The organism is Bacillus sp. CIS52, assembly GCF_053545315.1.
In genome coordinates this window covers 192,564-217,614 of sequence record NZ_JBIUFR010000004.1, presented here as the reverse complement: position 1 = coordinate 217,614, position 25,051 = coordinate 192,564, and the positions used below count along the sequence as shown (strand labels likewise).

At 49.0% G+C, this 25,051-nt stretch carries 24 protein-coding genes and 1 riboswitch; of the genes, 22 read left to right on the top strand and 2 right to left on the bottom strand.

Annotated features, from left to right (window positions below; translation table 11 throughout):
- Positions 1 to 130: 130 nt before the first annotated feature.
- The 17 genes from ACH32G_RS15550 to purD all read left to right on the top strand — a co-directional run bounded on the left by ACH32G_RS15550 (position 131) and on the right by purD (position 16,720).
- Entirely contained in the window at positions 131 to 1,453 is a 1,323-nt protein-coding gene (locus ACH32G_RS15550) for an NCS2 family permease (RefSeq protein WP_003155780.1), read from the top strand.
- A 197-nt stretch (positions 1,454 to 1,650) separates the two neighbouring features.
- Complete coding sequence (locus ACH32G_RS15545) at positions 1,651 to 2,433, top strand: hypothetical protein (RefSeq protein ID WP_045926631.1); 783 nt, start codon at positions 1,651 to 1,653, stop codon at positions 2,431 to 2,433.
- A 137-nt stretch (positions 2,434 to 2,570) separates the two neighbouring features.
- Positions 2,571 to 2,744, top strand: coding sequence for a Fur-regulated basic protein FbpA (locus ACH32G_RS15540; RefSeq protein WP_188154839.1), 174 nt, complete (start codon positions 2,571 to 2,573; stop codon positions 2,742 to 2,744).
- Between the two features lie 117 nt (positions 2,745 to 2,861).
- On the top strand, positions 2,862 to 3,416 hold the full coding sequence (locus ACH32G_RS15535; RefSeq protein WP_016937019.1) for a DUF2179 domain-containing protein: 555 nt from the start codon (positions 2,862 to 2,864) through the stop codon (positions 3,414 to 3,416).
- Entirely contained in the window at positions 3,413 to 3,610 is a 198-nt protein-coding gene (locus ACH32G_RS15530) for an NETI motif-containing protein (protein ID WP_327816207.1), read from the top strand. Before ACH32G_RS15535 ends, ACH32G_RS15530 begins: the two co-directional genes overlap by 4 nt.
- Before the next feature lie 78 nt (positions 3,611 to 3,688).
- Positions 3,689 to 3,790: riboswitch (purine riboswitch) on the top strand.
- A gap of 133 nt (positions 3,791 to 3,923) precedes the next feature.
- Positions 3,924 to 4,412 (top strand): 5-(carboxyamino)imidazole ribonucleotide mutase, encoded by a 489-nt coding sequence (gene purE, locus ACH32G_RS15525; protein ID WP_003155768.1) that lies wholly within the window; start codon positions 3,924 to 3,926, stop codon positions 4,410 to 4,412.
- Positions 4,366 to 5,547, top strand: coding sequence for a 5-(carboxyamino)imidazole ribonucleotide synthase (gene purK / locus ACH32G_RS15520; RefSeq protein ID WP_448814545.1), 1,182 nt, complete (start codon positions 4,366 to 4,368; stop codon positions 5,545 to 5,547). The genes purE and purK overlap by 47 nt, the downstream gene beginning before the upstream one ends.
- On the top strand, positions 5,547 to 6,839 hold the full coding sequence (purB, locus tag ACH32G_RS15515; RefSeq protein WP_007408896.1) for an adenylosuccinate lyase: 1,293 nt from the start codon (positions 5,547 to 5,549) through the stop codon (positions 6,837 to 6,839). Before purK ends, purB begins: the two co-directional genes overlap by 1 nt.
- Before the next feature lie 75 nt (positions 6,840 to 6,914).
- Entirely contained in the window at positions 6,915 to 7,634 is a 720-nt protein-coding gene (gene purC, locus ACH32G_RS15510) for a phosphoribosylaminoimidazolesuccinocarboxamide synthase (protein WP_045926634.1), read from the top strand.
- Positions 7,634 to 7,888: a phosphoribosylformylglycinamidine synthase subunit PurS gene (gene purS, locus ACH32G_RS15505; protein ID WP_003155758.1), complete on the top strand. Its 255-nt coding sequence runs from the start codon at positions 7,634 to 7,636 to the stop codon at positions 7,886 to 7,888. The genes purC and purS overlap by 1 nt, the downstream gene beginning before the upstream one ends.
- Positions 7,885 to 8,568 carry a phosphoribosylformylglycinamidine synthase subunit PurQ gene (gene purQ, locus ACH32G_RS15500; RefSeq protein ID WP_448814544.1) on the top strand — a complete coding sequence of 228 codons (684 nt, stop codon included), beginning with the start codon at positions 7,885 to 7,887 and terminating at the stop codon, positions 8,566 to 8,568. The genes purS and purQ overlap by 4 nt, the downstream gene beginning before the upstream one ends.
- Positions 8,552 to 10,780 (top strand): phosphoribosylformylglycinamidine synthase subunit PurL, encoded by a 2,229-nt coding sequence (purL, locus tag ACH32G_RS15495; protein WP_016937014.1) that lies wholly within the window; start codon positions 8,552 to 8,554, stop codon positions 10,778 to 10,780. The genes purQ and purL overlap by 17 nt, the downstream gene beginning before the upstream one ends.
- On the top strand, positions 10,756 to 12,186 hold the full coding sequence (gene purF / locus ACH32G_RS15490; RefSeq protein WP_448814543.1) for an amidophosphoribosyltransferase: 1,431 nt from the start codon (positions 10,756 to 10,758) through the stop codon (positions 12,184 to 12,186). The genes purL and purF overlap by 25 nt, the downstream gene beginning before the upstream one ends.
- 90 nt (positions 12,187 to 12,276) lie before the next feature.
- The gene (gene purM / locus ACH32G_RS15485; RefSeq protein WP_448814542.1) at positions 12,277 to 13,317 is read left to right on the top strand and encodes a phosphoribosylformylglycinamidine cyclo-ligase; all 1,041 of its coding nucleotides are present in this window, start codon (positions 12,277 to 12,279) and stop codon (positions 13,315 to 13,317) included.
- Complete coding sequence (purN, locus tag ACH32G_RS15480; RefSeq protein WP_448814541.1) at positions 13,314 to 13,901, top strand: phosphoribosylglycinamide formyltransferase; 588 nt, start codon at positions 13,314 to 13,316, stop codon at positions 13,899 to 13,901. Before purM ends, purN begins: the two co-directional genes overlap by 4 nt.
- Positions 13,898 to 15,436 carry a bifunctional phosphoribosylaminoimidazolecarboxamide formyltransferase/IMP cyclohydrolase gene (purH, locus tag ACH32G_RS15475; RefSeq protein WP_448814540.1) on the top strand — a complete coding sequence of 513 codons (1,539 nt, stop codon included), beginning with the start codon at positions 13,898 to 13,900 and terminating at the stop codon, positions 15,434 to 15,436. Before purN ends, purH begins: the two co-directional genes overlap by 4 nt.
- A gap of 15 nt (positions 15,437 to 15,451) precedes the next feature.
- Positions 15,452 to 16,720: a phosphoribosylamine--glycine ligase gene (purD, locus tag ACH32G_RS15470; protein ID WP_264819795.1), complete on the top strand. Its 1,269-nt coding sequence runs from the start codon at positions 15,452 to 15,454 to the stop codon at positions 16,718 to 16,720.
- Positions 16,721 to 16,832: 112 nt separating this feature from the next.
- On the opposite strand, the gene ACH32G_RS15465 is transcribed toward purD, so the two are convergent.
- Positions 16,833 to 17,063, bottom strand: a complete 231-nt coding sequence (locus ACH32G_RS15465; RefSeq protein ID WP_003155749.1) for a YgaP family membrane protein — start codon at positions 17,061 to 17,063, stop codon at positions 16,833 to 16,835.
- Positions 17,064 to 17,185: 122 nt separating this feature from the next.
- Here ACH32G_RS15465 and ACH32G_RS15460 point away from each other — a divergent pair, with 122 nt between their 5' ends.
- The 3 genes from ACH32G_RS15460 to ACH32G_RS15450 are packed head-to-tail and all read left to right on the top strand — an operon-like array spanning position 17,186 to position 20,262.
- Positions 17,186 to 18,928: an adenine deaminase gene (locus ACH32G_RS15460; protein WP_045926638.1), complete on the top strand. Its 1,743-nt coding sequence runs from the start codon at positions 17,186 to 17,188 to the stop codon at positions 18,926 to 18,928.
- 24 nt (positions 18,929 to 18,952) lie between these two features.
- Positions 18,953 to 19,948, top strand: coding sequence for a DUF3048 domain-containing protein (locus tag ACH32G_RS15455; protein WP_064778045.1), 996 nt, complete (start codon positions 18,953 to 18,955; stop codon positions 19,946 to 19,948).
- A gap of 2 nt (positions 19,949 to 19,950) precedes the next feature.
- The gene (locus tag ACH32G_RS15450; RefSeq protein ID WP_003155745.1) at positions 19,951 to 20,262 is read left to right on the top strand and encodes a YerC/YecD family TrpR-related protein; all 312 of its coding nucleotides are present in this window, start codon (positions 19,951 to 19,953) and stop codon (positions 20,260 to 20,262) included.
- A gap of 34 nt (positions 20,263 to 20,296) precedes the next feature.
- Here the strand turns inward: ACH32G_RS15450 and ACH32G_RS15445 are convergent, their stop codons facing one another.
- Positions 20,297 to 21,871, bottom strand: a complete 1,575-nt coding sequence (locus ACH32G_RS15445) for an FMN-binding glutamate synthase family protein (RefSeq protein WP_224988961.1) — start codon at positions 21,869 to 21,871, stop codon at positions 20,297 to 20,299.
- A gap of 195 nt (positions 21,872 to 22,066) precedes the next feature.
- On the opposite strand from ACH32G_RS15445, the gene ACH32G_RS15440 reads away from it, so the two are divergent.
- The gene (locus ACH32G_RS15440; protein WP_045926641.1) at positions 22,067 to 22,756 is read left to right on the top strand and encodes a heptaprenylglyceryl phosphate synthase; all 690 of its coding nucleotides are present in this window, start codon (positions 22,067 to 22,069) and stop codon (positions 22,754 to 22,756) included.
- Positions 22,757 to 22,813: 57 nt separating this feature from the next.
- Positions 22,814 to 25,033: a DNA helicase PcrA gene (pcrA, locus tag ACH32G_RS15435; RefSeq protein ID WP_448814539.1), complete on the top strand. Its 2,220-nt coding sequence runs from the start codon at positions 22,814 to 22,816 to the stop codon at positions 25,031 to 25,033.
- Positions 25,034 to 25,051: the final 18 nt, after the last annotated feature.

The following is a 25,051-nucleotide window of genomic DNA, read 5'->3' as shown; positions in this document are numbered from 1 at the left end:
ATATAAATAATCCATTCTTATTTATTCAGACTGAACGTATGTAGTCAAGCGTCCCAAATGTATTTGGGGCGTTTTTTATTTGGCGGATAACGGGCAGAATAAATGGGAGAGAATGAAGGAGGCAATTGGCTTGAAGCAATTTTTTCAGTTTGATGAGCTGGGGACAAGCTATCGTAATGAAATCATCGGCGGTTTAACGACCTTTTTGTCAATGGCGTACATTCTGTTCGTCAATCCGCTCACATTGTCTTTAAACGGTGTGAAAGGATTTCCGGAAGCATTAAAAATTGATCAGGGCGCGGTGTTCACCGCTACAGCTCTTGCATCTGCGGCCGGGTGTATTTTAATGGGGCTCATTGCAAAGTATCCGATCGCGATTGCGCCGGGTATGGGATTAAACGCGTTTTTTGCTTTCTCTGTCGTCCTCGGCATGGGGATTTCATGGCAGGCTGCGCTTTCCGGTGTCTTGATTTCCGGAATTATCTTCGTAGCGCTTTCGCTGACGGGATTGCGGGAAAAAATCATTAATGCGATTCCGCCTGAGCTGAAATTGGCGGTCGGCGCGGGTATCGGTTTATTCATTACATTTGTCGGTTTGCAGGGTTCGGGCATTATTGAAGCGAACTCATCGACTTTGGTATCTATCGGCAATATTCACAGCGGGCCTGTGCTGCTGACGGTTTTCGGTGTTATTGTGACGGTCATTCTGATGGTGCTTCGCGTAAACGGCGGCGTATTTATCGGAATGCTTCTGACGGCGGTTGCCGGTATGATCTGCGGGCTGATTCCGGTTCCGACACACATTGTCGGCAGCGTGCCGAGTCTTGCGCCGACTTTCGGACAGGCGTGGATGCACCTTCCGGATATCTTTTCCGTACAAATGCTGATTGTCATTTTAACTTTCCTGTTCGTCGGATTTTTCGATACGGCAGGTACGCTGGTAGCTGTAGCGACACAGGCAGGACTGATGAAGGAAAACAAACTTCCGCGCGCGGGAAGAGCGCTTTTGGCAGATTCAACTTCAATCGTTATCGGAGCCGTGCTTGGTACGTCTACAACGACTTCTTATGTTGAATCAAGCTCAGGCGTTGCGGCGGGAGCGCGCTCCGGGTTCGCTGCTGTTGTCACGGGCATCCTCTTTTTGCTGGCGATGTTTTTCTCGCCGCTTCTGTCAGTTGTCACCACGAATGTGACGGCTCCGGCTTTAATTATCGTCGGCGCGCTGATGGTGGCGCCGCTCGGTAAGATCGCCTGGGATAAATTTGAGGTGGCTGTGCCGGCATTTTTAACGATGATTATGATGCCGCTGACGTACAGCATTGCGACGGGGATTGCGATCGGTTTTATTTTCTACCCGATTACAATGATCTGCAAAGGAAAAGGAAAAAGCGTCCACCCGATTATGTACGGGCTGTTCGTCATCTTTATCCTGTATTTCATCTTCTTGAAATAACGGAAAAACCGGCTGAGGACAGCCGGTTTTTTGTTTTTGTCCTATTCCGTAAAACCAATACATAATATAAAACGTCATGTGGGTGTCCGGGTGAAGAAAACCGCTTGACTGATGAAGGACGCTTCGGTACCTTATATAAGTGTTTTATTTTCTTGCTTAACAAATTCCGCCGTATTTTTTTGATAGGAGTTGCTGACATGACGGAAGAAAGAAAAGAAACGTTGGAAGAAGAAAAACAGCATCAGGGAACTGATGAAGAACCGCTCTCGAGAATGTCCAGAAAAGCGGGACGTTATCAAAAGCAAAAGAAGAAAGAAAAGGAACGGCGCCCGGCTCCGGCTTTTACGGAAAAACTCGCTTCTGTATGGGCCGCGGTCAAACGTTATTGCCGTTTCGCATTGCGCATTTTGACATCACCGGTGAAGGTCGTTGGAGAAGACGGCTTTTCCCGCTTTAAATATGCTCTTATTTCAATGCTTGTATTCAGTATTTTTTTCTCAATCGGAAATTGGTTTCAGCTGAGGGCGAGCCAGCAGAGACCGCTCGGATACGGGGAACGGCATCACACGTTTTTTGACGGCTTTACCGTCGTTCTCGTGTATTCGCTCGTCTTTTTTGCCGCTGCGGCCGGCGCGGTCTGGCTTGTATCACGCTATCTGCTGAAACAGAAAATTACGATGCGGGATGCGGCCGCGGGAGTCGGTTCACTTCTTGTTCCGGCTGTCGTCTGCTCTATCGTGTGGATGATTTTCGCGATATTGAATCTGCCGGTTATCACCGTGGTGTTTACGGCGCTGACCTTATTTCTGGCTGCATCGGCGATGGTTCAGTTTGTGCAGATTCTGTACAAATCGGCTGAGAATCCTGCCGTCGACGTGATGTACTGTATTTCTGCGGCGGTCATCATCATGCTCGTCTTTACGGCTGTGACATGGCCGCTTATTTCAGAGTACTTTACTGCCTCGCTGATCCCTTTATAAGTCGAAATTTGTCTTTCACAATGTTTACAAATATTTCTAATGAAGCGTGTTGTTTTGAAAAGCCGTCCGATATATGATGGGAGCAACAGAAATTGGAAAGCGGCATTAATCTTTATGATTCGGAAAGGATGATGAGGATGGCCCCGTTGTTGCGAGAAGCCATTAATCGGAAAAAACAGCATCTGAGGACCGAGCTGATCCGCTCAGGGTTATACCAAAACCACGTTCAGGAACTGTCCGGATACACGCTGAGCGAGCTTGAAAAGGAATATGAAGCGGTCAAACGATTGAAGAAAGCTGAGCTTCACTGAAAAGAGTTTGAAAGTCTGCCGTGGGGCGGGCTTTTTTTTCTTTTGAAAATGATCAAAAGAGGGTAAACTATCCTTAATTGAAAGATTGGCTTTTCAAAGTCAGAGGAGGGGGAATCAATGATGCAGACGATTTTATCCAACAGTATAGGTATGGTTCTCATTATTCTCATCATTAATATTATATATGTCTCTTTCTTTACGATCAGGATGATCCTTACATTAAAGGGGCAGCGCTATTTCGCAGCAGGCATCAGTACGGTTGAAATCCTTGTGTATGTGACCGGCTTGAGTCTCGTGCTCGGCAATCTGAATCAGATTCAAAACGTCATTGCCTACGCGCTCGGCTACGGCCTCGGCGTCATAGTGGGAATGAAAATTGAAGAAAAACTGGCGCTCGGCTACATAACAGTCAACGTCATTACGAAAGAGCTTGATCTGGACCTGCCGAAACAGCTTCGGGAAAAAGGATACGGAGTCACAAGCTGGGTCGCGGGCGGCCTTGAAGGGGACCGGACCGCCATGCAGATTCTGACGCCGCGCAAATATGAGCTTCAGCTGTATGATACGATTAAAACGCTCGATGAAAAAGCGTTTATCATCGCTTTTGAGCCGAAAGCGATCCACGGCGGATTCTGGGTGAAAGCAGTGAAGAAGAGGAGAATTAAGGAATGACAAAGCCAAAGAAGAAACGGTTTGAAGTAACGGGACATGAAACGATCGACACCATTCTTACTTTAATGAAGGAAGAGGGCTATATGCCCGTCCGGCGGATGGAAGAGCCGATCTTTACAGAAAAGAAAGAAAATGGATCAATTCAAGTTGTTCCTTGCGGGAAAAAAATCGTATTTGAAGGGAAATTGATCTAAACACGAACATTAAAAGAAAGAATTTTTATATCGTTCGATAATGTCGTTGACATTATCCAAGTCCGTTGTTAAGATAAACATGAAATCAAAACACGACCTCATATAATCTTGGGAATATGGCCCATAAGTTTCTACCCGGCTGCCGTAAACGGCCGGACTATGCAGGAAAGTGATAAACAGCTGACATGGATATCGCAGAAGCGAACGACTGACGATACGCGCGCCATGCCCGGTTTGTATTGCTTCCTCATAGTTGCAATATAAGCCGGGCTTTTTTTTTCTGAAAAACAAAGCATGAGAAGGTGGGAACAGAATGCAGCCGCTAGCAGGAATCATCATGGGAAGCACCTCCGATTGGGAGACAATGAAACATGCATGCGACATACTTGACGAACTTCACATTCCTTATGAAAAACAGGTAGTATCCGCGCATCGGACGCCTGATTTGATGTTTGAATATGCAGAAAGCGCAAGAGACAGAGGCTTAAAAGTCATTATTGCCGGAGCCGGGGGAGCGGCGCATCTGCCGGGAATGACGGCGGCCAAAACGACGCTGCCGGTGATCGGCGTACCGGTTCAGACGAAATCGCTTAACGGGCTTGATTCTCTTCTGTCTATCGTACAGATGCCCGGCGGCGTGCCGGTCGCGACGACGGCGATCGGGAAAGCGGGCGCAGTGAACGCGGGTCTGTTAGCCGCGCAAATTTTGTCGGCATTTGACGGTGATATTGCGGATAAACTAGAGGCGAGAAGAAATGCGACAAAACAAACGGTGCTGGAAAGCAGTGATCAGCTTGTCTGATAAAAAAACGATTTTTCCCGGCGCTGTCATCGGTATTATCGGAGGCGGACAGCTCGGAAAAATGATGGCTGTCGCCGCAAAACAGATGGGCTATAAAGTCGCAGTCGTCGATCCCGTGAAAGACTCGCCATGCGGACAGATCGCCGATATTGAGATTACCGCCCAGTATAATGACCGTGAAGCGATTCAAAAATTGGCCGGAGTCAGCGATATCATTACGTACGAATTTGAAAATATCGATTACGAGGCGCTCAACTGGCTCAAAGAACATGCATACCTTCCCCAAGGAAGCGAGCTGCTGCTTATCACCCAAAACAGGGAAACGGAAAAAAAGGCGATCCAGTCAGCCGGATGTCAGGTCGCCCCTTATCGGATCGTAAACAGCAGACGGGAGCTTGAGGAAGCCGTTCAGTCATTGGGGCTTCCGGCAGTGCTGAAAACATGCCGCGGCGGATATGACGGCAAAGGCCAATTTGTCATTAAGGAAGAAGGACAGACAGATGAAGCGGCCGCGCTGCTGGAAAACGGCACGTGCATACTGGAAAGCTGGGTGTCATTCCGGATGGAGCTTTCCGTTATCGTGACAAGATCGGTGCACGGAGAGATTTCAACCTTTCCGGCTGCTGAAAATATCCACAAAAATAATATTCTGTTCCAAAGCATCGTGCCCGCGAGAGCGGAGGAAACGATTCAAAAGCGGGCAGAGGCGCTTGCCGTTCAGCTCGCGGAGAAATTGGAGCTTGTCGGGCCGCTTGCGGTGGAAATGTTCGTCACAGAAGACGGAGACCTTTTGATCAATGAACTGGCGCCGCGTCCTCACAATTCGGGGCATTATACGCTCGACCTTTGTGAAACGAGCCAGTTCGAACAGCACATCAGAGCGGTCTGCGGACTTCCTCTCGGCCGAACCGATCTGCTCAAACCGGGAATGATGGTGAATCTTCTCGGTGATGAAGTGAAGCTGGCGGAGGAGCATACGGAGCTTTTAAAAGAAGCCAAACTGTATTTGTACGGAAAACATGAGATTAAAAAAGGCCGCAAAATGGGGCATATAACGTTTTTGCGGGAGCCTGATGAAAAATGGATTCAGGACATCACAAACATATGGATGAAAAGAGACGGGGGACGAGCATAATGATCGAACGTTATTCAAGACCTGAAATGTCCGCGATCTGGACGGACGAAAACAGATACCAGGCATGGCTGGAAGTCGAGATTTTAGCCTGTGAAGCCTGGGCTGAGCTTGGCGTCATTCCGAAAGAAGATGTTAAAGTCATGCGCGAAAACGCGTCTTTCGACATTAACCGCATTTTGGAAATCGAGCAGGATACCCGCCATGACGTCGTGGCATTCACCCGCGCGGTTTCAGAATCATTAGGCGAAGAAAGAAAATGGGTTCACTACGGCCTGACGTCAACAGATGTCGTGGATACCGCTCTTTCCTATCTATTAAAACAGGCGAATGAGATTTTGCTCAAGGACATTGAGAGATTTGTTGACATTATAAAAGAAAAAGCGAAAGAACATAAATACACGGTCATGATGGGCCGCACGCACGGCGTACACGCGGAACCGACGACATTCGGTCTGAAGCTCGCGCTTTGGCACGAAGAAATGAAACGCAACCTTGAACGTTTCAAGCAGGCAAAAGAAGGGATCGAAGTCGGGAAGCTTTCCGGCGCGGTCGGCACGTATGCAAATATTGATCCGTTCGTAGAGCAGTATGTCTGTGAAAAACTCGGCCTGAAAGCGGCGCCGATTTCCACTCAGACATTGCAGCGGGACCGTCATGCGGATTATATGGCGGCACTGGCTTTGATTGCGACGAGCATTGAAAAATTCGCAGTGGAAATCCGCGGTCTTCAAAAGAGTGAAACACGTGAAGTGGAAGAGTTTTTTGCAAAAGGACAAAAAGGTTCATCGGCTATGCCTCATAAACGGAATCCGATCGGGTCGGAAAATATGACGGGCATGGCGCGTGTGATCCGCGGGTACATGCTGACGGCATACGAAAATGTTCCGTTATGGCATGAGCGTGACATTTCTCATTCATCGGCTGAACGCATCATTCTTCCTGACGCGACAATCGCGCTGAATTACATGCTGAACCGTTTCAGCAATATCGTCAAAAACTTAACGGTATTCCCGGAAAATATGAAACGCAACATGGACCGTACACTCGGTTTAATCTATTCTCAGCGCGTGCTGCTCGCTTTAATCGACACGGGTCTGCCTCGTGAAGAAGCATATGACACGGTTCAGCCGAAGGCGATGGAAGCGTGGGAAAAACAAGTGCCGTTCCGCCAGCTTGTCGAAGCGGAGGAAAAAATCACCTCCCGTCTTACACCGGAACAGATTGCTGATTGCTTTGACTACAATTATCATTTGAAAAACGTCGACTTGATCTTTGAGCGTTTAGGTTTATAGAAGAAGCCAGCCGGAGGCGGCTTCTTTAGCCGCCATAGATTGAATATTCCCAAGATTCGGGTTAGGAGGCCTTCCGTGAATATTAAGAACAATAATCTTCTTTATGAAGGAAAAGCGAAACGAATTTATCAAACAGAAGACGAACAGATTCTCCGCGTGGTCTACAAGGATTCCGCAACAGCCTTTAACGGTGAGAAGAAAGCGGAGATCAGCGGAAAGGGCCGTCTGAACAATGAAATTTCAAGCCTGATTTTCAAACATCTGCATGCTAAAGGAATTGACAATCACTTTGTAGAGCGCCTTTCAGAATCAGAGCAGCTTATCAAAAAGGTAAGCATCATTCCAATTGAAGTCGTGGTCAGAAACTTTGCCGCCGGAAGCATGTCGAAACGCCTCGGCATCCCGGAAGGAACTAAGCTTCCGCAGCCGATTATCGAATTTTACTATAAAGACGACGCACTCGGTGATCCGCTCATTACCGAAGATCATATCTGGCTCTTAAAAGCGGCGGTTCCTGAGCAGGTCGAAACGATCAAATCAATTACAAATCAAGTGAATCCAGAACTTCAGCATATTTTTGAAGACTGCGGTGTCAGATTAATAGATTTTAAGCTGGAATTCGGCTTAGACGCAGAGGGACGGGTGCTTTTAGCAGATGAAATCTCTCCTGACACGTGCCGTCTGTGGGATAAAGACACGAACGAAAAGCTTGATAAAGATTTGTTCAGACAGAACCTGGGAAGCTTAACCGACGGATATGAAGAGATTTTCAAAAGACTGGGAGGCATTTCATAATGTATAAAGTGAAAGTTTATGTCAGCTTAAAAGAAAGTGTGCTCGATCCTCAAGGAAGCGCGGTGCAGCATGCATTGCACAGCATGACCTACAATGAAGTGCAGGATGTGCGAATCGGAAAATACATGGAGCTGACGATCGAAAAATCTGACCGTGATCTTGACGCGCTCGTGAAAGAAATGTGTGAGAAGCTCCTAGCCAATACAGTCATTGAAGACTACCGATATGAAGTTGAGGAGGTTGTCGCACAGTGAAATTTGCGGTGATTGTGTTACCCGGCTCCAACTGTGATATTGATATGTTCCACGCCGTGAAGGACGAACTCGGCGAAGAAGTCGAGTATGTCTGGCACGAGGAAACAAGCCTTGACGGATTTGACGGCGTGCTCATCCCCGGCGGCTTCTCTTACGGCGATTACCTGAGATGCGGCGCCATCGCCAGATTCGCAAACATCATGCCGGCGGTGAAAAAAGCGGCTGCTGAAGGCAAACCGGTTCTCGGCGTCTGCAACGGATTCCAGATTTTGCAGGAGCTCGGACTTCTGCCCGGCGCCATGAGACGCAACAAAGATTTAAAATTCATCTGCCGCCCGGTTGAATTAATCGTGCAGAACGGCGAAACAATGTTCACATCTTCTTATAAAGAGGGACAATCGATTACGATTCCGGTTGCCCACGGCGAAGGCAATTTCTACTGTGATGACGAAACGCTTGAAAGATTAAAAGAAAACAATCAAATCGCCTTCAAATATGGCAGCGATATTAACGGAAGCGTAAGCGGCATTGCCGGCGTCGTGAATGAGAAAGGCAACGTATTAGGCATGATGCCTCACCCGGAGCGTGCGGTCGATGAACTGCTCGGCAGCGCAGACGGTCTTGCATTGTTCCAGTCTATTGTGAAAAATTGGAGGGAAACTCATGTCGCTACTGCTTGAACCAAGTAAAGAACAAATAAAAGAAGAGAAACTCTATCAGCAAATGGGTGTCAGTGATGACGAGTTCGCACTCATTGAATCGATTATCGGAAGATTGCCGAACTATACGGAAATCGGGATTTTTTCCGTGATGTGGTCAGAGCACTGCAGCTATAAAAACTCAAAACCGGTTTTACGCAAATTCCCGACTAGCGGCGAACGCGTGCTGCAGGGTCCCGGAGAAGGCGCGGGAATCGTTGACATCGGTGACAATCAGGCGGTCGTGTTCAAAATTGAATCGCATAACCACCCGTCAGCGCTTGAGCCATACCAAGGTGCTGCGACGGGAGTGGGCGGCATCATCCGTGACGTTTTCTCAATGGGCGCCCGTCCGATAGCTGTATTAAACTCTCTTCGATTTGGTGAACTCACTTCACCTCGAGTGAAGTACTTGTTTGAAGAAGTAGTGGCGGGAATCGCGGGATACGGAAACTGTATCGGCATTCCGACCGTCGGAGGAGAAGTGCAGTTTGACGCAAGCTATGAGGGCAACCCGCTTGTCAATGCAATGTGCGTCGGCTTAATCGATCATAAGGATATTAAAAAAGGCCAGGCGAAAGGTGTCGGCAACACGGTCATGTACGTCGGCGCTAAGACGGGGCGCGACGGCATCCACGGCGCTACTTTCGCATCAGAAGAAATGTCTGATTCGTCTGAGGAAAAACGTTCCGCGGTGCAGGTCGGCGATCCTTTCATGGAAAAACTTCTCTTGGAAGCCTGCCTTGAAGTCATCCAATGCGACGCGTTAGTCGGCATTCAGGATATGGGGGCGGCCGGCCTGACAAGTTCAAGTGCGGAAATGGCAAGCAAAGCCGGCTCCGGCATTGAAATGAACCTTGATCTCATTCCGCAGCGGGAAACGGGTATGACCGCTTACGAAATGATGCTTTCCGAGTCTCAGGAACGCATGCTTCTCGTCATTGAACGCGGACGGGAACAGGAAATTGTCGATATTTTTAACAAATATGATCTTGAAGCGGTTTCTGTGGGTCATGTTACGGATGATAAAATGCTCCGCCTCCGACATAACGGAGAGGTTGTATGCGAACTTCCGGTCGACGCGCTGGCGGAAGAAGCGCCTGTGTACCACAAGCCGTCAGCGGAACCCGCGTACTACCGCGAGTTTCAGGAAACGGAAGTTCCCGCGCCTGAAGTGAAAGATGCGACAGAGACGCTTTTTGCCCTGCTGCAGCAGCCGACAATCGCCAGCAAAGAGTGGGTGTACGATCAATATGACTACATGGTGCGCACAAACACGGTGGTCGCTCCGGGATCTGATGCGGGAGTGCTCAGAATCCGCGGCACAAAAAAAGCGCTGGCGATGACGACGGATTGCAACGCCCGCTATTTATATCTTGATCCAGAAGAAGGCGGAAAAATCGCCGTTGCCGAAGCGGCGCGCAACATCATTTGCTCAGGTGCAGAACCGCTTGCGGTCACAGACAACCTTAACTTCGGAAATCCGGAGAAACCGGAAATCTTCTGGCAAATCGAAAAAGCGGCTGACGGCATCAGCGAGGCGTGCAATGTGCTTAGCACTCCGGTCATCGGCGGTAACGTATCACTTTATAATGAATCGAACGGAACAGCCATCTATCCGACGCCTGTTATCGGCATGGTCGGCTTAATTGAAGATACAGCTCATATTACGACACAGCATGTCAAAGCGGCCGGAGACTTGATTTACGTCATCGGTGAAACGAAGCCTGAGTATGCAGGCAGTGAACTTCAGAAAATGACCGAAGGAAAAATCTATGGCCGAGCGCCTGAAATTGATCTGGACGTTGAAAAAGCCCGCCAAACATCACTTCTTAACGCCATTAAACAAGGTCTGATCCAATCCGCGCATGACGTGTCAGAAGGCGGCTTGGGCGTGGCGATAGCTGAAATCGTCATGACGACGGAACACCTTGGCGCGAACGTGACTGTAGAAGGGGAAGCGGCGTTATTATTCTCTGAGTCTCAATCCCGCTTTGTCGTTTCCGTAAAGAAAGAAAACAAGGCGGCGTTTGAAGCGGCTGCGGCAGATGCCGTTCATATCGGTGAAGTTACAGGAGACGGACAGCTGACGATCCGAAGTCAAGAAGGACAACAATTGGTTCACGCGCAAACGAAAGAACTTGAGCGCGCGTGGAAAGGAGCTATTCCATGCTTGCTGAAATCAAAGGCCTGAATGAAGAATGCGGTGTGTTTGGCATCTGGGGTCACGAAGAGGCTCCGCAGATTACGTATTACGGTCTGCACAGTCTGCAGCACAGAGGACAGGAAGGCGCCGGCATCGTGGCGACCGACGGTGAAAAACTGACGGCGCATAAAGGGCAGGGGCTTATTACCGAGGTTTTTCAAAACGGCGAACTGAGCAAAGTGAAGGGAAAAGGCGCGATCGGCCACGTCCGCTATGCGACGGCCGGCGGAGGCGGATATGAAAATGTCCAGCCGCTTCTGTTCCATTCGCAAAACAACGGCAGCCTCGCCCTCGCCCATAACGGCAACTTGGTCAACGCTACACAATTGAAGCAGCAGCTTGAAAACCAAGGGAGCATTTTCCAAACCTCTTCGGACACAGAGGTTTTGGCTCACTTGATCAAAAGAAGCGGCCACTTCACGCTGAAGGATCAAATAAAAAACGCGCTTTCCATGCTGAAAGGCGCCTACGCCTTTTTAATCATGACAGAAACAGAGATGATTGTAGCGCTTGACCCGAACGGACTCAGACCGCTCTCGCTCGGCATGCTCGGCGACGCTTACGTCGTGGCATCAGAAACATGCGCATTCGATGTGGTCGGCGCGACATACCTCCGCGAGGTAGAGCCGGGCGAAATGCTGATCATCAATGATGAAGGCATGAAATCAGAGCGTTTCTCCATGAATATCAATCGTTCCATCTGCAGCATGGAGTACATTTATTTCTCAAGACCTGACAGCAATATCGACGGCATTAACGTGCACAGCGCCCGGAAAAACCTCGGGAAAATGCTTGCTCAGGAGTCCGCGGTTGAAGCGGATGTCGTCACAGGCGTGCCTGATTCCAGTATTTCTGCTGCCATCGGCTATGCCGAGGCAACGGGCATTCCGTACGAACTCGGTCTCATTAAAAACCGTTATGTCGGCAGAACGTTTATCCAGCCGTCACAGGCTCTCCGTGAGCAAGGCGTGAGAATGAAGCTGTCGGCCGTACGCGGTGTTGTTGAAGGAAAACGGGTCGTCATGGTTGATGATTCTATCGTGCGCGGAACGACAAGCCGCCGGATTGTTACAATGCTCAGAGAAGCGGGAGCGACAGAGGTGCACGTCAAGATCAGTTCACCGCCGATCGCCCATCCGTGCTTCTACGGCATTGACACATCAACCCATGAGGAGCTGATCGCTTCCTCCCATTCCGTGGAAGAAATCCGCCAGATCATCGGTGCCGACACGCTGTCTTTCTTAAGTGTAGACGGATTGTTAAAAGGAGTCGGCCGAAAATTTGAAGACACCAATTGCGGACAATGCCTCGCTTGTTTTACAGGCAAATATCCGACGGAAATTTATCAGGATACAGTGCTTCCTCACGTAAAAGAAGCGGTGCTGACAAAATAAAATTTGAAAATGATATAAAGGCAGCGCGAGTTCAGGCTGCCTTTCTCTTTCTGCCTTTAAGGAGAAACGAATTAACAAGGAGTGATAGGGATGTCTGATGCTTATAAAAATGCCGGAGTCGACATCGAAGCCGGATATGAAGCCGTCAAACGAATGAAAAAACACGTGGAGCGCACGAAAAGGCTCGGCGTTATGGGAAGCTTGGGCGGTTTTGGCGGAATGTTTGATCTGTCAGAGCTCCCGTATCAAAAGCCTGTTTTAATTTCAGGAACAGACGGTGTCGGCACCAAGCTGAAACTCGCATTTTCAATGGATAAGCATGATACGATCGGCGTCGATGCGGTCGCGATGTGTGTAAACGATGTGCTCGCCCAAGGAGCGGAGCCGCTGTTTTTCCTTGATTATTTGGCAGTCGGCAAGGCCGATCCGGTGAAAATTGAGCAGATCGTTCAAGGTGTGGCAGACGGCTGCGAGCAGTCAGGATCAGCGCTTATCGGCGGTGAGACGGCGGAAATGCCGGGGCTGTATACAGCTGATGAATACGATATTGCCGGATTTTCAGTCGGTGTCGCGGAAAAAGACAAAATCGTCACCGGTGAACATATCGAAGAAGGGCATCTCTTAATCGGACTTTCCTCAAGCGGCCTTCACAGCAACGGTTTTTCCCTTGTGAGAAAAGTGCTTCTTGATGATGGCGGGCTTGATTTGGATACTGTCTATGAACCATTTGCGCGGCCTCTCGGAGAAGAATTGCTGGAACCGACAAGAATATATGTGAAACCGGTGCTTGAGGCGGTGAAAAGCGGTAAGGTGGACGGCATGGCGCATGTGACAGGCGGAGGATTCATCGAGAACATCCCGCGGATGCTGCCGGACGGATTGAGCGCGGAAATTGATCACGGATCATGGCCGATCCCGCCGATTTTTCCGTTTTTACAGGAGCACGGCAAGCTGAAAGAAGAAGACATGTTCAATGTCTTTAACATGGGCATCGGTTTTGTCCTTGCCGTTAAAGAAGAGGACCTGACAGATGTTATCGAAACGCTTGAAGCTCAAGGAGAAAAGGCTTATTTGATCGGACGGGTTAAACGCGGCGAAGGCATTTCTTTCGGCGGTGCAGCTCTTTCATGAAAAAATTTGCGGTATTTGCTTCAGGAAACGGATCGAACTTTGAGGCCATTGCCAAACGTATGAAAGAAGAGAAGTGGGACGCGGAGCTCTCCCTTCTCGTGACGGATAAGCCCCAGGCAAAGGCTGCGGAAAGGGCGGAGGCTTTACATATCCCGTCATTCGCCTTTGAGCCGTCAGCTTTTGCAAACAAGGCTGCCTTTGAACGGGCCATTATTGAACAGCTTCGTCTGCACGGAGCGGAACTAATCGTTCTCGCCGGCTATATGAGACTGATCGGAAATACGCTTCTTGAAGCTTACGGGGGCCGCATTGTTAATATACATCCTTCGCTTCTGCCGGCATTTCCGGGAATTGACGCTGTCGGACAGGCGTATCGGGCCGGTGTGAAAGTGGCCGGCATTACCGTTCATTACGTCGACGAAGGCATGGACACCGGACCGATTATCGCGCAAAAAGCATTCGAGATACAGGAAAACGATACGCTTGAAGATATAGAACATACGATACACGAGCTTGAGCACAAATGGTATCCAAGCGTTGTGAAACAGCTGCTGGGACTAAATAACAGAGGTGAAAAGGCATGACAATCAAACGCGCACTAATCAGTGTTTCTGATAAAACAAATCTCGTACCTTTCGTAAAGGAACTGACAGAGCTCGGCGTCGAAGTCATTTCGACCGGAGGAACAAAAAAACTTCTCCAGGAAAACGGTGTGGATGTCATCGGCATTTCGGAAGTGACCGGATTTCCTGAAATCATGGACGGACGGTTAAAAACGCTCCATCCTAATATTCACGGCGGACTGCTTGCCGTAAGAGACAATGAAGAGCATATGGCGCAGATCAATGAGCACGGCATTGCCCCCATTGATCTTGTGGTCGTCAACCTTTATCCGTTTAAAGAAACGATTTCAAAAGAAGACGTAACATATGATGAAGCGATAGAAAACATTGATATCGGAGGCCCCGGCATGCTGCGCGCCGCATCGAAAAACCATCAGGATGTGACGGTCATCACAGATCCGGCCGATTACAGCTCCGTGCTCAATGAGATCAAAGAACACGGCGGCGTTTCGCTTAAAAGAAAACGCGAGCTTGCGGCCAAAGTATTCCGCCACACCGCGGCATACGACGCATTAATCGCTGATTACTTAACACGCGAGGCTGGTGAGAAAGACCCAGAGCAATTCACCGTTACATTTGAAAAAAAACAATCGCTCCGCTACGGCGAAAATCCTCACCAAGAGGCTGTTTTCTATCAAAGCGCACTGCCTGTCTCCGGTTCCATCGCGGCGGCAAAACAGCTTCACGGCAAAGAGCTTTCTTACAATAATATTAAGGACGCGGATGCGGCCGTTCAAATCGTCCGGGAGTTTGCAGAACCCGCGGCTGTTGCCGTTAAACATATGAACCCGTGCGGAGTCGGTACGGGAGCTTCAATTGAGGAAGCATTCAATAAAGCGTATGAAGCTGATAAAACGTCCATTTTCGGCGGCATCATCGCGCTGAACCGTGAAGTTGATCAGGCAACGGCTGAAGCTCTTCACGGCATCTTTTTAGAAATCATTATCGCCCCTTCTTTCAGTGAAGAAGCGCTGAACGTGCTGACGGTGAAGAAAAACCTTCGTCTGCTCACGCTTGATGTGAATGCATCAGGAAAGAAAGAAAAACAGCTGACTTCCGTACAGGGCGGCCTTTTGATTCAAGATTTAGACGTGCACGGATTTGATGACGCCGACATCAGCATTCCGACAAAAAGAGAGCCGAACGAGCAGGAGTGGGAAGATCTGAAGCTCGCCTGGAAAGTCGTTAAACATGTGAAATCCAACGCAATCGTTCTTGCAAAAGACCATATGACGGTCGGTGTGGGCGCAGGACAGATGAATCGCGTCGGTTCAGCCAAAATCGCCATTGAGCAGGCCGGAGAAAAAGCAAAAGGCAGCGCGCTCGGTTCAGACGCGTTTTTCCCGATGCCGGATACAGTCGAAGAAGCCGCAAAAGCGGGCGTCACAGCAATTATCCAGCCCGGCGGATCGGTCCGCGACGAAGATTCAATTAAAAAAGCGGATGAATACGGCATCGCCATGGTATTCACCGGCATCAGACATTTCAAACATTAAGGGGAGGAACGAAGCGTGAATGTATTGATTATCGGTAAAGGCGGCAGAGAGCACACACTGGCTTGGAAAGCGGCGCAAAGCCCGCTTGTTGACACGGTGTACGCCGCGCCCGGAAATGACGGTATGGCGGATTGCGCAACGCTGGTCAGCATCGAAGAAAGCGATCATGCCGCACTCATCGCCTTTGCGAAAGAACATCATGTCGGCCTGACGATTATCGGCCCCGAAGTTCCTCTGATCGAAGGGATAGCGGATGAGTTTGAAAAAGCCGGACTGCTTGTTTTCGGACCGTCCGAAAAAGCGGCAATCATTGAGGGAAGCAAACAGTTTGCCAAGGATTTAATGAAAAAATACAGCATTCCGACGGCGGAGTATGAGACATTTACTTCATTTGAAGAGGCGAAAGCTTATGTGCGGCAAAAAGGCGCGCCGATTGTCATTAAAGCTGACGGGCTTGCGGCCGGAAAAGGTGTAACGGTCGCGATGACGGAAGAAGAAGCGATTGAATGCCTGCACGATTTTCTTGAGGATGAGAAATTCGGCGAGGCGAGCGCATCTGTTGTCATTGAAGAGTTCCTCGCCGGCGAAGAATTTTCCTTAATGGCGTTTGTGAAGGGGGAGACCGTCTATCCGATGGTGATCGCCCAAGACCATAAGCGCGCCTTCGACGGAGACAAAGGGCCGAACACGGGCGGAATGGGCGCCTATTCACCGGTGCCGCACATTTCCGATGATATCGTCAAAAGCGCCGTCGAAACGATTGTGAAGCCGGCGGCAAAAGCAATGGTGAAGGAGGGACGCTCCTTCACGGGCGTGCTGTACGCGGGGCTGATTCTGACGGAAAACGGATCAAAAGTCATTGAATTCAACGCGCGCTTCGGAGATCCGGAAACACAGGTCGTCGTGCCGAGAATGGAATCAGACCTTATTCAGGTGCTTTTGGATCTGCTGCATGAGAAAGATGTTGACCTAAGATGGAAGGATACGGCCGCCGTCAGCGTTGTGCTGGCTTCTGAGGGCTATCCTGAAAGCTATGCGAAAGGCACACCGATCGGCGGTTTGACGGCCGCTGAAGACGGGATCGCCGTTTTTCATGCCGGAACGAAAAAAGCCGGCGGCCAATTTGTCACAAACGGCGGCCGGGTCGCCAATGTCACAGCATTTGCTGAAACATTTGAAGCGGCGAGGGATAAAGTGTACAGCGCCGTTTCAGGGCTGACAAAACCCGGACTGTTTTACAGAAGCGACATCGGCGCCCGTGCGCTGAAAGCTTCGCAGCGATAAAGAGGGAAACCCGCGTCATATAAGACGCGGGTTTTCTTCTGAAAGGACGACTAAGGTTGTCGATTTACTGTGAGAGATGATTCTTCTCGGAATAACAAGCCGTTGCGGCTTGTTATTTTTCTTGCTGATGGCTGTCATCCTGATTCATTCCGGCCTGGAACATATATGTCACCGGACAGAAGCGGAGGATGCCGGACGCCGCTTTCATCGCGCCCATCATCATACAGAAGAGATGCATCTTGCACCAAGGTTTCCTCGTATATTTCGCTGACGCAGCAGATAAAATGGTGAGGCCGCAAGTGATGCGCATAACGGCGTTCAATAAACTGATATTCGGTTTCATCATTTCAGCTCCCTTAGAAAAAGTTTTTTCATTCATCTTCAATAATTTGTAACGTTTCAGCCGTGCGATAATTGTGCGGATGTGATACGATGGGTCTAATATAAGCGAAGGAGAGTATGTGAATGTCCGAACGTACCTTTAACTGGAAAAATAAAGACATCAGATCACAGGCGGATGTTGTAGACTCAAAGCTGCTTCCAACGCTGCTTTTACGAGATGCTCTCGTATTAAATCCTTTTTTAAAACAATGGCTGAAAAAGAACGTCTGGATTTACGGAGACCGAATCGTATATGTTGGTGATGAGATTCCTGATGCAGCAGAGCACATTCATACCATAAATTGTGAAGGAAAATACATTGTGCCAGGTTACATTGAACCGCATACACATCCTTTTCAAATATATAATCCCCAAACGCTCGCCGAATATGTGTCTCAATTCGGAACAACGACGTTTGTTAATGATAACTTGTTTTTTCTTTTGAACAGCGGTAAAAAGAAAGCGCTTACTATATTAGAGGAACTGAAAAAACAGCCGGTGCAATATTTCTGGTGGTCCAGATACGACCTGCAGACAGAAGTGCTGAATGAGGATCAGCTGCTTTCTTATGATGTCCGTAAACAATGGATTGAGCACCCGGATGTCATTCAAGGCGGAGAATTGACCGGGTGGCCGCGCCTGATGGATGGCGATGACTTAATGCTTCATTGCATGCAGGCGACGAAAAAACTGCGCAAGCGGATTGAAGGGCATTTTCCCGGCGCTTCTGAGAAAACATTGACGAAGATGAAACTGTTCGGAGCTGATTCCGACCACGAGGCCATGAATGGTGACGAGGTGATGAGACGGCTTGAATTGGGCTACTATGTTTCACTCAGACATTCATCCATCCGCCCTGATTTGAGAACGATATTGCAGGATCTCCATCAAAAAGGCTTCCGGCATTATGATCATTTCTTTTACACGACGGATGGGGCGGCGCCGCATTTTTATAAAGGCGGCATGACGAATGAATTGATCAAAATCGCTTTGGAGGAAGGGGTTCCGGCGATTGACGCCTACAATATGGCGTCTTTTAATATCGCGAAGTATTATCAGATGGATGACTTTCTCGGTGTGGTCGGTCCGGGACGGCTTGCCTCATTGAACATTCTCGACGACCCGATGAATCCGGACCCGGTCACGGTGATCTCCAAAGGCATCCTGCTGAAAGAAGACGGCCGAAATATGAAGGCGTTTACAAAAACGGATTGGAAAAGAGGCGGTCTTGTCCCTCTTGAGCTTTCATATGATATGACGATGGATGATTTACAGTTTTCAATGCCGATGGGTGTGAAAATGCGCAACGCGGTCATTATGGAGCCGTATATGATTGCGATTGATAATTCTGTTGACCAGCTTTCTTTTGATCATGATGAAAGTTACCTCACGCTTCTCGATAAGCATGGAAAATGGCGGGTCAATACAATGCTGAAAGGTTTTTCCGAGCGGGTGCAGGGCTTTGTCAGTTCTTACACGACAACCGGAGATATTATCGCTGCCGGAAAGAATAAGGAAGATATCCTGCTTGCTTTCTCACGGATGAAAGAAATCGGCGGCGGAATCGTGCTTGCCGAAAACGGGAAGATTCTTCATGAAATTCCCCTTGCCTTGAACGGTTCTGCATCTGCGGAGAGTTTTGAAGACGTGCTTGAAAAAGAGCAAAAGCTGAGGACCTTGCTTGAGGAGCGGGGCTACCGATTCTGCGATCCGATCTATACGCTGCTCTTTTTGCAGAGCACACATCTGCCTTATATTCGCATTACGCCGAGAGGAATATTCGACGTGATGAAAAAAACTGTACTCTTTCCATCGATAATGCGTTAAAATATAAAAGCAGGGAGCCGACATATGAAAAGATGGAAAACCGTTTGTATGCTTTGTTTTGCGTTTTTGCTGCTTGCCGCCTGCCGGCAGAATGATGCCGATCAGGTGAAGCCGAAAGAGGCGGAAGCTCCTTTAACGGGGTTAAAAACTGAGCGGAAGCTTGCAGAACGCCGTCCGATTGCAGTTATAGTGAACAATCATCCGAAGGCGAGGCCCCAATCCGGGCTGTCAAAGGCGGATGTTGTCATCGAAGCGCTCGCGGAAGGCAGGATTACGCGGTTTCTCGCGATTTTTCAGAGTGAGATGCCGGAAACGGTCGGGCCTGTGCGGAGCGCGAGGGAATACTTTGTCACCCTCAGCAGCGGGTTTAACAGCATATTTATCCATCATGGCTGGAGTCCCGGCGCTAAAAAGCAGCTGGAGTCCGGTGCTTACGATTATATAAACGGTTTGGATTTTGACGGAAGCCTGTTTTGGCGGGCCGATTTCAGCAAGCCGCCCCACAATTCCTACACGTCTTATGACAATATCAGAAAGGCGGCGGAACAAAAAGGATACAAGCTGAACGGAAAAACAAAACCGCTTCCATTTCAGACATCAGAAGCAAAACCAGGAAACGAAACCTACAATATTCGGATAGATTATGGAACACAAAACGTTACAAATCTTGTCGAATACGATTATGATAAAAAAGCTGATACTTATACAAGAAGCTCTGATGGTGTGAAAGCGACAGACCGGGAGACCGGAAAGCCTTTAGCCATGCGCAACATTTTTATTGTTGAAGCCGGCCATCGCATGACAGACAAAGATGGAAGGCGGGCCATCGATATTCAATCAGGAGGGAAAGGCCTCCTGCTTCAGCACGGCGATGTTATTGAGTCAGACTGGGAATACAAAGACGGCCGTATTCTGCCCGTTAAAGGCGGTGAGATTCTTCCGTTTGTGCCGGGAAAGACATGGATTAATATCGTTCCTGATCTCGATGCAGCTTCCATTAGTAAAGGAGAAGGTGTTTGACGATGCAAATCGATAAATTACGCGGAAAAGAACTGGACCAGTTATTTTTATCTATTTTATCGCTGAAAGATCTGGAGGAATGCTATCGTTTCTTTGACGATCTTTGTACGATTAATGAAATTCAATCGCTGGCGCAGCGTTTGGAAGTGGCAAGAATGCTCCGCGAAGGAAATACGTATCACAAAATTGAAAGCGAAACGGGTGCTTCCACAGCGACGATTTCCCGAGTGAAGCGCTGCTTAAATTACGGAAATGACGCCTATGAAATGGCGCTTGACCGTGTAAACAAAGGGGAATCTTCCTCAGCAACGTAAAAAACCGACCTGCCGGTGACGGCAGGCGGTTTTTTTATGCGTGCTGATCCATAAGACCGGGAAGTTCTCTCAGGCTTCCGTCTTTCTCCCGGTATACGATGTGTTCAGCTGAGAAATGAATCGGCGAGCTGATGCCCGCCGCCGCGGCAAGGTGAAACAGCCCTTCACGCAAGGAAAGCACGTAGTTGCAGACGCGGTGCTGTTTGTCTTCGATACTGAGCGCGCGCTGAAGTTTTGGATCGGTTGTCGCCACTCCGACAGGACAATGATTGGTGTGGCATACTTGAGCACGGATACAGCCGACTGAAAACATCATTCCCCGGGCAATATTGACAAAATCCGCGCCTAGCGCGAGGGCGACGGCAATCTTATCCGGAGTGAGCAGCTTTCCGGATGCGAAAATTTTCAGCTTATCCCTTATACCGTATGTCTTCAAAAGGCCGTCAACAAGGGGGAGGCCGGTCAGAATCGGCAGGCCGACGGAATCCGCCAGCTCATGGAAAGAAGCCCCGGTCCCCCCTTCACTGCCGTCAATCGTAATAAAGTCGGGATGTTTGCCTGATGAACTCATGCAGGAAATAAGATCTTCAAGGTCTTTGCGGCTGCCGGGGACAATTTTAATGCCGACCGGTTTTTCACCTACAGTCCTTAATTTCTCAATGAAATCAAGCATGTCCGGTACATTTGAAAATTCGTTGAAGCGGTTGGGACTGTCAATGGATTGTCCGGGCTGCACATTCCTGATGGCGGCAATTTCTTCGGTCACCTTTGAGCCGTCAATATGCCCGCCTCTTGCTTTCGCCCCTTGCGCAAGCTTTAATTCAAAGGCTTTAATCTGCTCGAGACGGCTTTTTTTCTTAAATTCTTCCCAGGAAAATTCTCCTTCTTCGGTGCGGACGCCGAACAGCCCCGGGCCGATTTGGCAGATAATATCCGCGCCGCCTTTCAGGTGATACTCTGACAGGCCGCCTTCGCCTGTATTCATCCATGTGCCTCCGGCTTGGTGCAGCCCTTTTGACAGGGCGGTAATTGCCCGGTCGCCAAGTGAGCCGTAGCTCATCGCTGATTGTCCGATTAATCCTTTTACATAAAACGGCTTCTTGCATGTGTCACGGCCGATTACTTGCACATCGTCCGGATGCAGGTAATAAGGGTCTGCTTTCGCTTTTTCACGGTGCTCGCTGCGCTTCAGCAGATTGTCTTTGTCAATCTTGTATACCATCGTCTCGATCTTCGGCGTCTGATCTGTGCGCAGTTCCTCCCTTTGTTTCGGGAAGAGGGCGTTACGGATATAATAGCCCGGCTGATCGAAATCCCGTTCCGATCCGAAGCCCATCATTCTGCTTTTATACTTTCCCGACATGACTGTCTGTTCATATTCTCTCCGGGAAAACGGTTGTTCTTCGTTATCATTGCTGAACAAATACTGCCGCAGCTCAGGCCCGATTTTTTCAAATATATAACGCAGCTTTCCCGTTACGGGATAATTGCGCAGCACTGAATGCTCTTCCTGCTTTTCGTCTCTTATGTATATCCAAAGAAACAATGCGGCGGGAACTAAAATAATCAAAATCAATATACAAATCAGTACGATAATGGCTTGTTCCATTGAAATCAGACTCCTTGCCTTTTTTCTCTTTGACATTCCACATTTTGTCTTTTTTGAAACATAGGCGTATCCCAGCAGGCGGAGCGCAATCTTTTTTTGTGAATCAGGTGAATGACGTCTTTTTCCGTTTTTCCGGGCCAAATGAATTTGTTATAATGTTTAAATGGCAAGAAACGAATGGAGGAACGAAAACGCATGTACGATGTTAACGAGTGGAAGCACGTTTTTAAACTCGATCCGAATAAAGATTTACCGGATGAACAGCTGGAACGGCTTTGTGAATCAGGGACTGACGCCATTGTGATCGGAGGAAGCGACAATGTCACCGAGGACAATGTGCTGAGGCTGATGTCAAAGGTGCGGCGGTTTTTAGTGCCGTGCGTACTTGAGGTGTCAACGATTGATTCCATTGTGCCCGGGTTTGATCTTTATTTCATTCCGAGTGTGCTTAACAGCAAAAATGCGGACTGGATTGTCGGCATGCACCACCAGGCGATGAAAGAATACGGCGAGCTCATGTCAATGGAGGAAATCGTGACCGAGGGCTATTGCATCGTCAACCCTGATTGTAAGGCGGCCGCTTTGACGGAGGCGGATACACATATAGAAACAGAAGATATTCTCGCCTATGCGCGGGTCGCGGAGAATTTGCTTCATCTCCCGATTTTTTATCTGGAGTACAGCGGGATGCTGGCGGACATAGAAACAGTAGAGAAAACGAAGGCTGTGCTGGACAAGTCCGTCCTGTTTTACGGCGGCGGCATTAAAGACGCGGAAACGGCGGAACGGTTCAGCCGTCATGCCGATGTCATCGTTGTGGGAAATGCAGTATATGAGGATTTTGATCAGGCGCTCAAAACGGTGGCGGCTGTAAAGACAAAGTAGCCAAGCGGACGAATTTGATTTATGATAGAACATATGTTTGATAGGCGGTGAACGGATATGAATTACATTAGCAATCAATTATTAAGCGGATTAAATCCCGTTCAGCAGGAAGCGGTCAAGACGACGGACGGTCCGCTGCTTCTGATGGCAGGTGCGGGAAGCGGAAAAACACGGGTGCTGACGCACAGAATCGCGTACTTAATGGCGGAAAAACACGTGGCGCCGTGGAACATTCTGGCGATTACATTTACAAATAAAGCCGCCAGAGAAATGAAGGAGCGGGTGGAGAGCATTCTCGGCCCAGGCGCGGATGAAATCTGGATATCCACCTTCCACAGCATGTGCGTGCGGATTCTGCGCAGGGACATTGACAGAATCGGCATCAACCGAAACTTCTCCATTCTTGATACGGCTGATCAGCTTTCCGTTATTAAAGGGATTCTGAAAGAGCGGAATATTGACCCGAAAAAGTTTGATCCGAGAAGTATTTTAGGCTCGATCAGCAGCGCAAAAAACGAGCTGATCGAACCTGAGGAATTCGCAAAAACGGCCGGCGGCTACTACGATCAGGTCACGAGTGACGTGTATACCGATTATCAGAAAAAACTGCTGAAAAACCAATCGCTCGATTTTGATGATTTAATCATGACGACGATCAAGCTTTTCGAGCGTGTGCCGGAAGTGCTTGAGTTTTATCAGCGCAAATTCCAGTACATTCACGTAGACGAGTATCAGGATACGAACAGAGCGCAATACCTGCTTGTTAAGCAGCTTGCGGCCCGTCTTGAAAATATCTGCGTCGTCGGTGACTCCGACCAGTCCATTTACAGATGGCGCGGGGCGGATATCGCAAATATCCTTTCCTTTGAAAAAGATTATCCAAGCGCAAACGTGATTCTGCTCGAACAAAACTACCGCTCAACAAAGCGGATTCTGCAGGCGGCCAACGAAGTGATCAAAAACAACTCAAACCGCAAGCCGAAAAATCTTTGGACGGAGAATGACGAAGGCGTCAAGCTTGCTTATTACAGCGGCGACAATGAATTCGGCGAAGGCCAATTCGTCGCGGGCAAAATTTATGAGCTGAACAGCTCAGGCCGGCGGAAGCTTTCCGATATCGCGATTTTATACCGGACAAACGCCCAGTCGCGCGTTATCGAGGAAACCCTTTTAAAAGCCGGTCTGAACTACAATATCGTCGGCGGAACCAAGTTCTACGACAGAAAAGAAATTAAAGACATTCTCGCGTATCTGCGCCTTGTGTCAAACCCGGACGATGACATCAGTTTTACACGGATCGTCAATGTGCCGAAACGGGGCGTCGGCGCCACTTCGCTTGAAAAAATCGCTTCATACGCGGCGATGAACGGCATGTCAATGTTCCAGGCGATCAAACAGATTGATTTCATCGGCGTCAGCGCGAAAGCGGCAAACGCGCTTGACGGCTTTGGCGCGATGATTGAAAATCTGACCAATATGCAGGATTACCTGTCCATTACGGAACTCACGGAAGAAATTCTCGATAAAACGGAATACAGAGAAATGCTGAAGGCTGAAAAGTCTATTGAGGCCCAGAGCCGTCTTGAAAATATCGACGAGTTTCTTTCTGTCACGAAAAACTTCGAACAAAAAAGCGAAGATAAGTCTCTCGTCGCGTTTCTGACCGATCTGGCGCTGATTGCGGATATTGACCAGCTCGACCAGAAGGAAGAGGAAACGGGCGGAAAGGATGCCGTCACGTTAATGACGCTGCACGCCGCTAAGGGGCTTGAATTTCCTGTCGTGTTCTTAATGGGCATGGAGGAAGGCGTATTCCCGCACAGCCGCTCCCTGATGGAAGAAGCCGAGATGGAAGAAGAGCGCAGGCTCGCATATGTAGGCATTACGAGGGCGGAAGAAGAACTGTACTTAACGAATGCCAAAATGCGCACCTTGTTCGGGCGCACCAATATGAATCCGGAATCCCGCTTTATCAGGGAAATACCTGGCGATTTATTGGAGAACCTAAATGAGAAGAAAACCCCGCGCATGCAGCCGGGAAGAAAAATGCAGCCGAAACGCGGACCCGTATCCCGTCCTGTTTCCTACGCGAACAAAACAGGCGGCGACTCCCTCAGCTGGGCGGTCGGCGATAAAGCGGGCCATAAAAAATGGGGCACCGGAACGGTTGTCAGCGTAAAAGGAGAAGGCGAGAGCACCGAGCTTGATATCGCATTCCCGAGCCCAGTCGGCGTGAAGCGTCTGCTTGCCGCTTTTGCGCCGATTGAAAAGCAGTAACCTGAAGAGGAAAGGAAG

What these genes read in the sequence shown, in the direction of transcription:
- ACH32G_RS15545 (WP_045926631.1), top strand. Translation starts at nt 1,651, where the DNA reads ATGACGGAAGAAAGAAAAGAAACGTTGGAAGAAGAAAAACAGCATCAG.
- ACH32G_RS15540 (WP_188154839.1), top strand. Translation starts at nt 2,571, where the DNA reads ATGGCCCCGTTGTTGCGAGAAGCCATTAATCGGAAAAAACAGCATCTG.
- ACH32G_RS15535 (WP_016937019.1), top strand. Translation starts at nt 2,862, where the DNA reads ATGATGCAGACGATTTTATCCAACAGTATAGGTATGGTTCTCATTATT.
- ACH32G_RS15530 (WP_327816207.1), top strand. Translation starts at nt 3,413, where the DNA reads ATGACAAAGCCAAAGAAGAAACGGTTTGAAGTAACGGGACATGAAACG.
- purE (WP_003155768.1), top strand. Translation starts at nt 3,924, where the DNA reads ATGCAGCCGCTAGCAGGAATCATCATGGGAAGCACCTCCGATTGGGAG.
- purK (WP_448814545.1), top strand. Translation starts at nt 4,366, where the DNA reads ATGCGACAAAACAAACGGTGCTGGAAAGCAGTGATCAGCTTGTCTGAT.
- purB (WP_007408896.1), top strand. Translation starts at nt 5,547, where the DNA reads ATGATCGAACGTTATTCAAGACCTGAAATGTCCGCGATCTGGACGGAC.
- purS (WP_003155758.1), top strand. Translation starts at nt 7,634, where the DNA reads ATGTATAAAGTGAAAGTTTATGTCAGCTTAAAAGAAAGTGTGCTCGAT.
- purL (WP_016937014.1), top strand. Translation starts at nt 8,552, where the DNA reads ATGTCGCTACTGCTTGAACCAAGTAAAGAACAAATAAAAGAAGAGAAA.
- purF (WP_448814543.1), top strand. Translation starts at nt 10,756, where the DNA reads ATGCTTGCTGAAATCAAAGGCCTGAATGAAGAATGCGGTGTGTTTGGC.
- purM (WP_448814542.1), top strand. Translation starts at nt 12,277, where the DNA reads ATGTCTGATGCTTATAAAAATGCCGGAGTCGACATCGAAGCCGGATAT.
- purN (WP_448814541.1), top strand. Translation starts at nt 13,314, where the DNA reads ATGAAAAAATTTGCGGTATTTGCTTCAGGAAACGGATCGAACTTTGAG.
- purH (WP_448814540.1), top strand. Translation starts at nt 13,898, where the DNA reads ATGACAATCAAACGCGCACTAATCAGTGTTTCTGATAAAACAAATCTC.
- ACH32G_RS15465 (WP_003155749.1), bottom strand. Translation starts at nt 17,063, where the DNA reads ATGAAACCGAATATCAGTTTATTGAACGCCGTTATGCGCATCACTTGC.
- ACH32G_RS15460 (WP_045926638.1), top strand. Translation starts at nt 17,186, where the DNA reads ATGTCCGAACGTACCTTTAACTGGAAAAATAAAGACATCAGATCACAG.
- ACH32G_RS15455 (WP_064778045.1), top strand. Translation starts at nt 18,953, where the DNA reads ATGAAAAGATGGAAAACCGTTTGTATGCTTTGTTTTGCGTTTTTGCTG.
- ACH32G_RS15450 (WP_003155745.1), top strand. Translation starts at nt 19,951, where the DNA reads ATGCAAATCGATAAATTACGCGGAAAAGAACTGGACCAGTTATTTTTA.
- ACH32G_RS15445 (WP_224988961.1), bottom strand. Translation starts at nt 21,871, where the DNA reads ATGGAACAAGCCATTATCGTACTGATTTGTATATTGATTTTGATTATT.
- ACH32G_RS15440 (WP_045926641.1), top strand. Translation starts at nt 22,067, where the DNA reads ATGTACGATGTTAACGAGTGGAAGCACGTTTTTAAACTCGATCCGAAT.
- pcrA (WP_448814539.1), top strand. Translation starts at nt 22,814, where the DNA reads ATGAATTACATTAGCAATCAATTATTAAGCGGATTAAATCCCGTTCAG.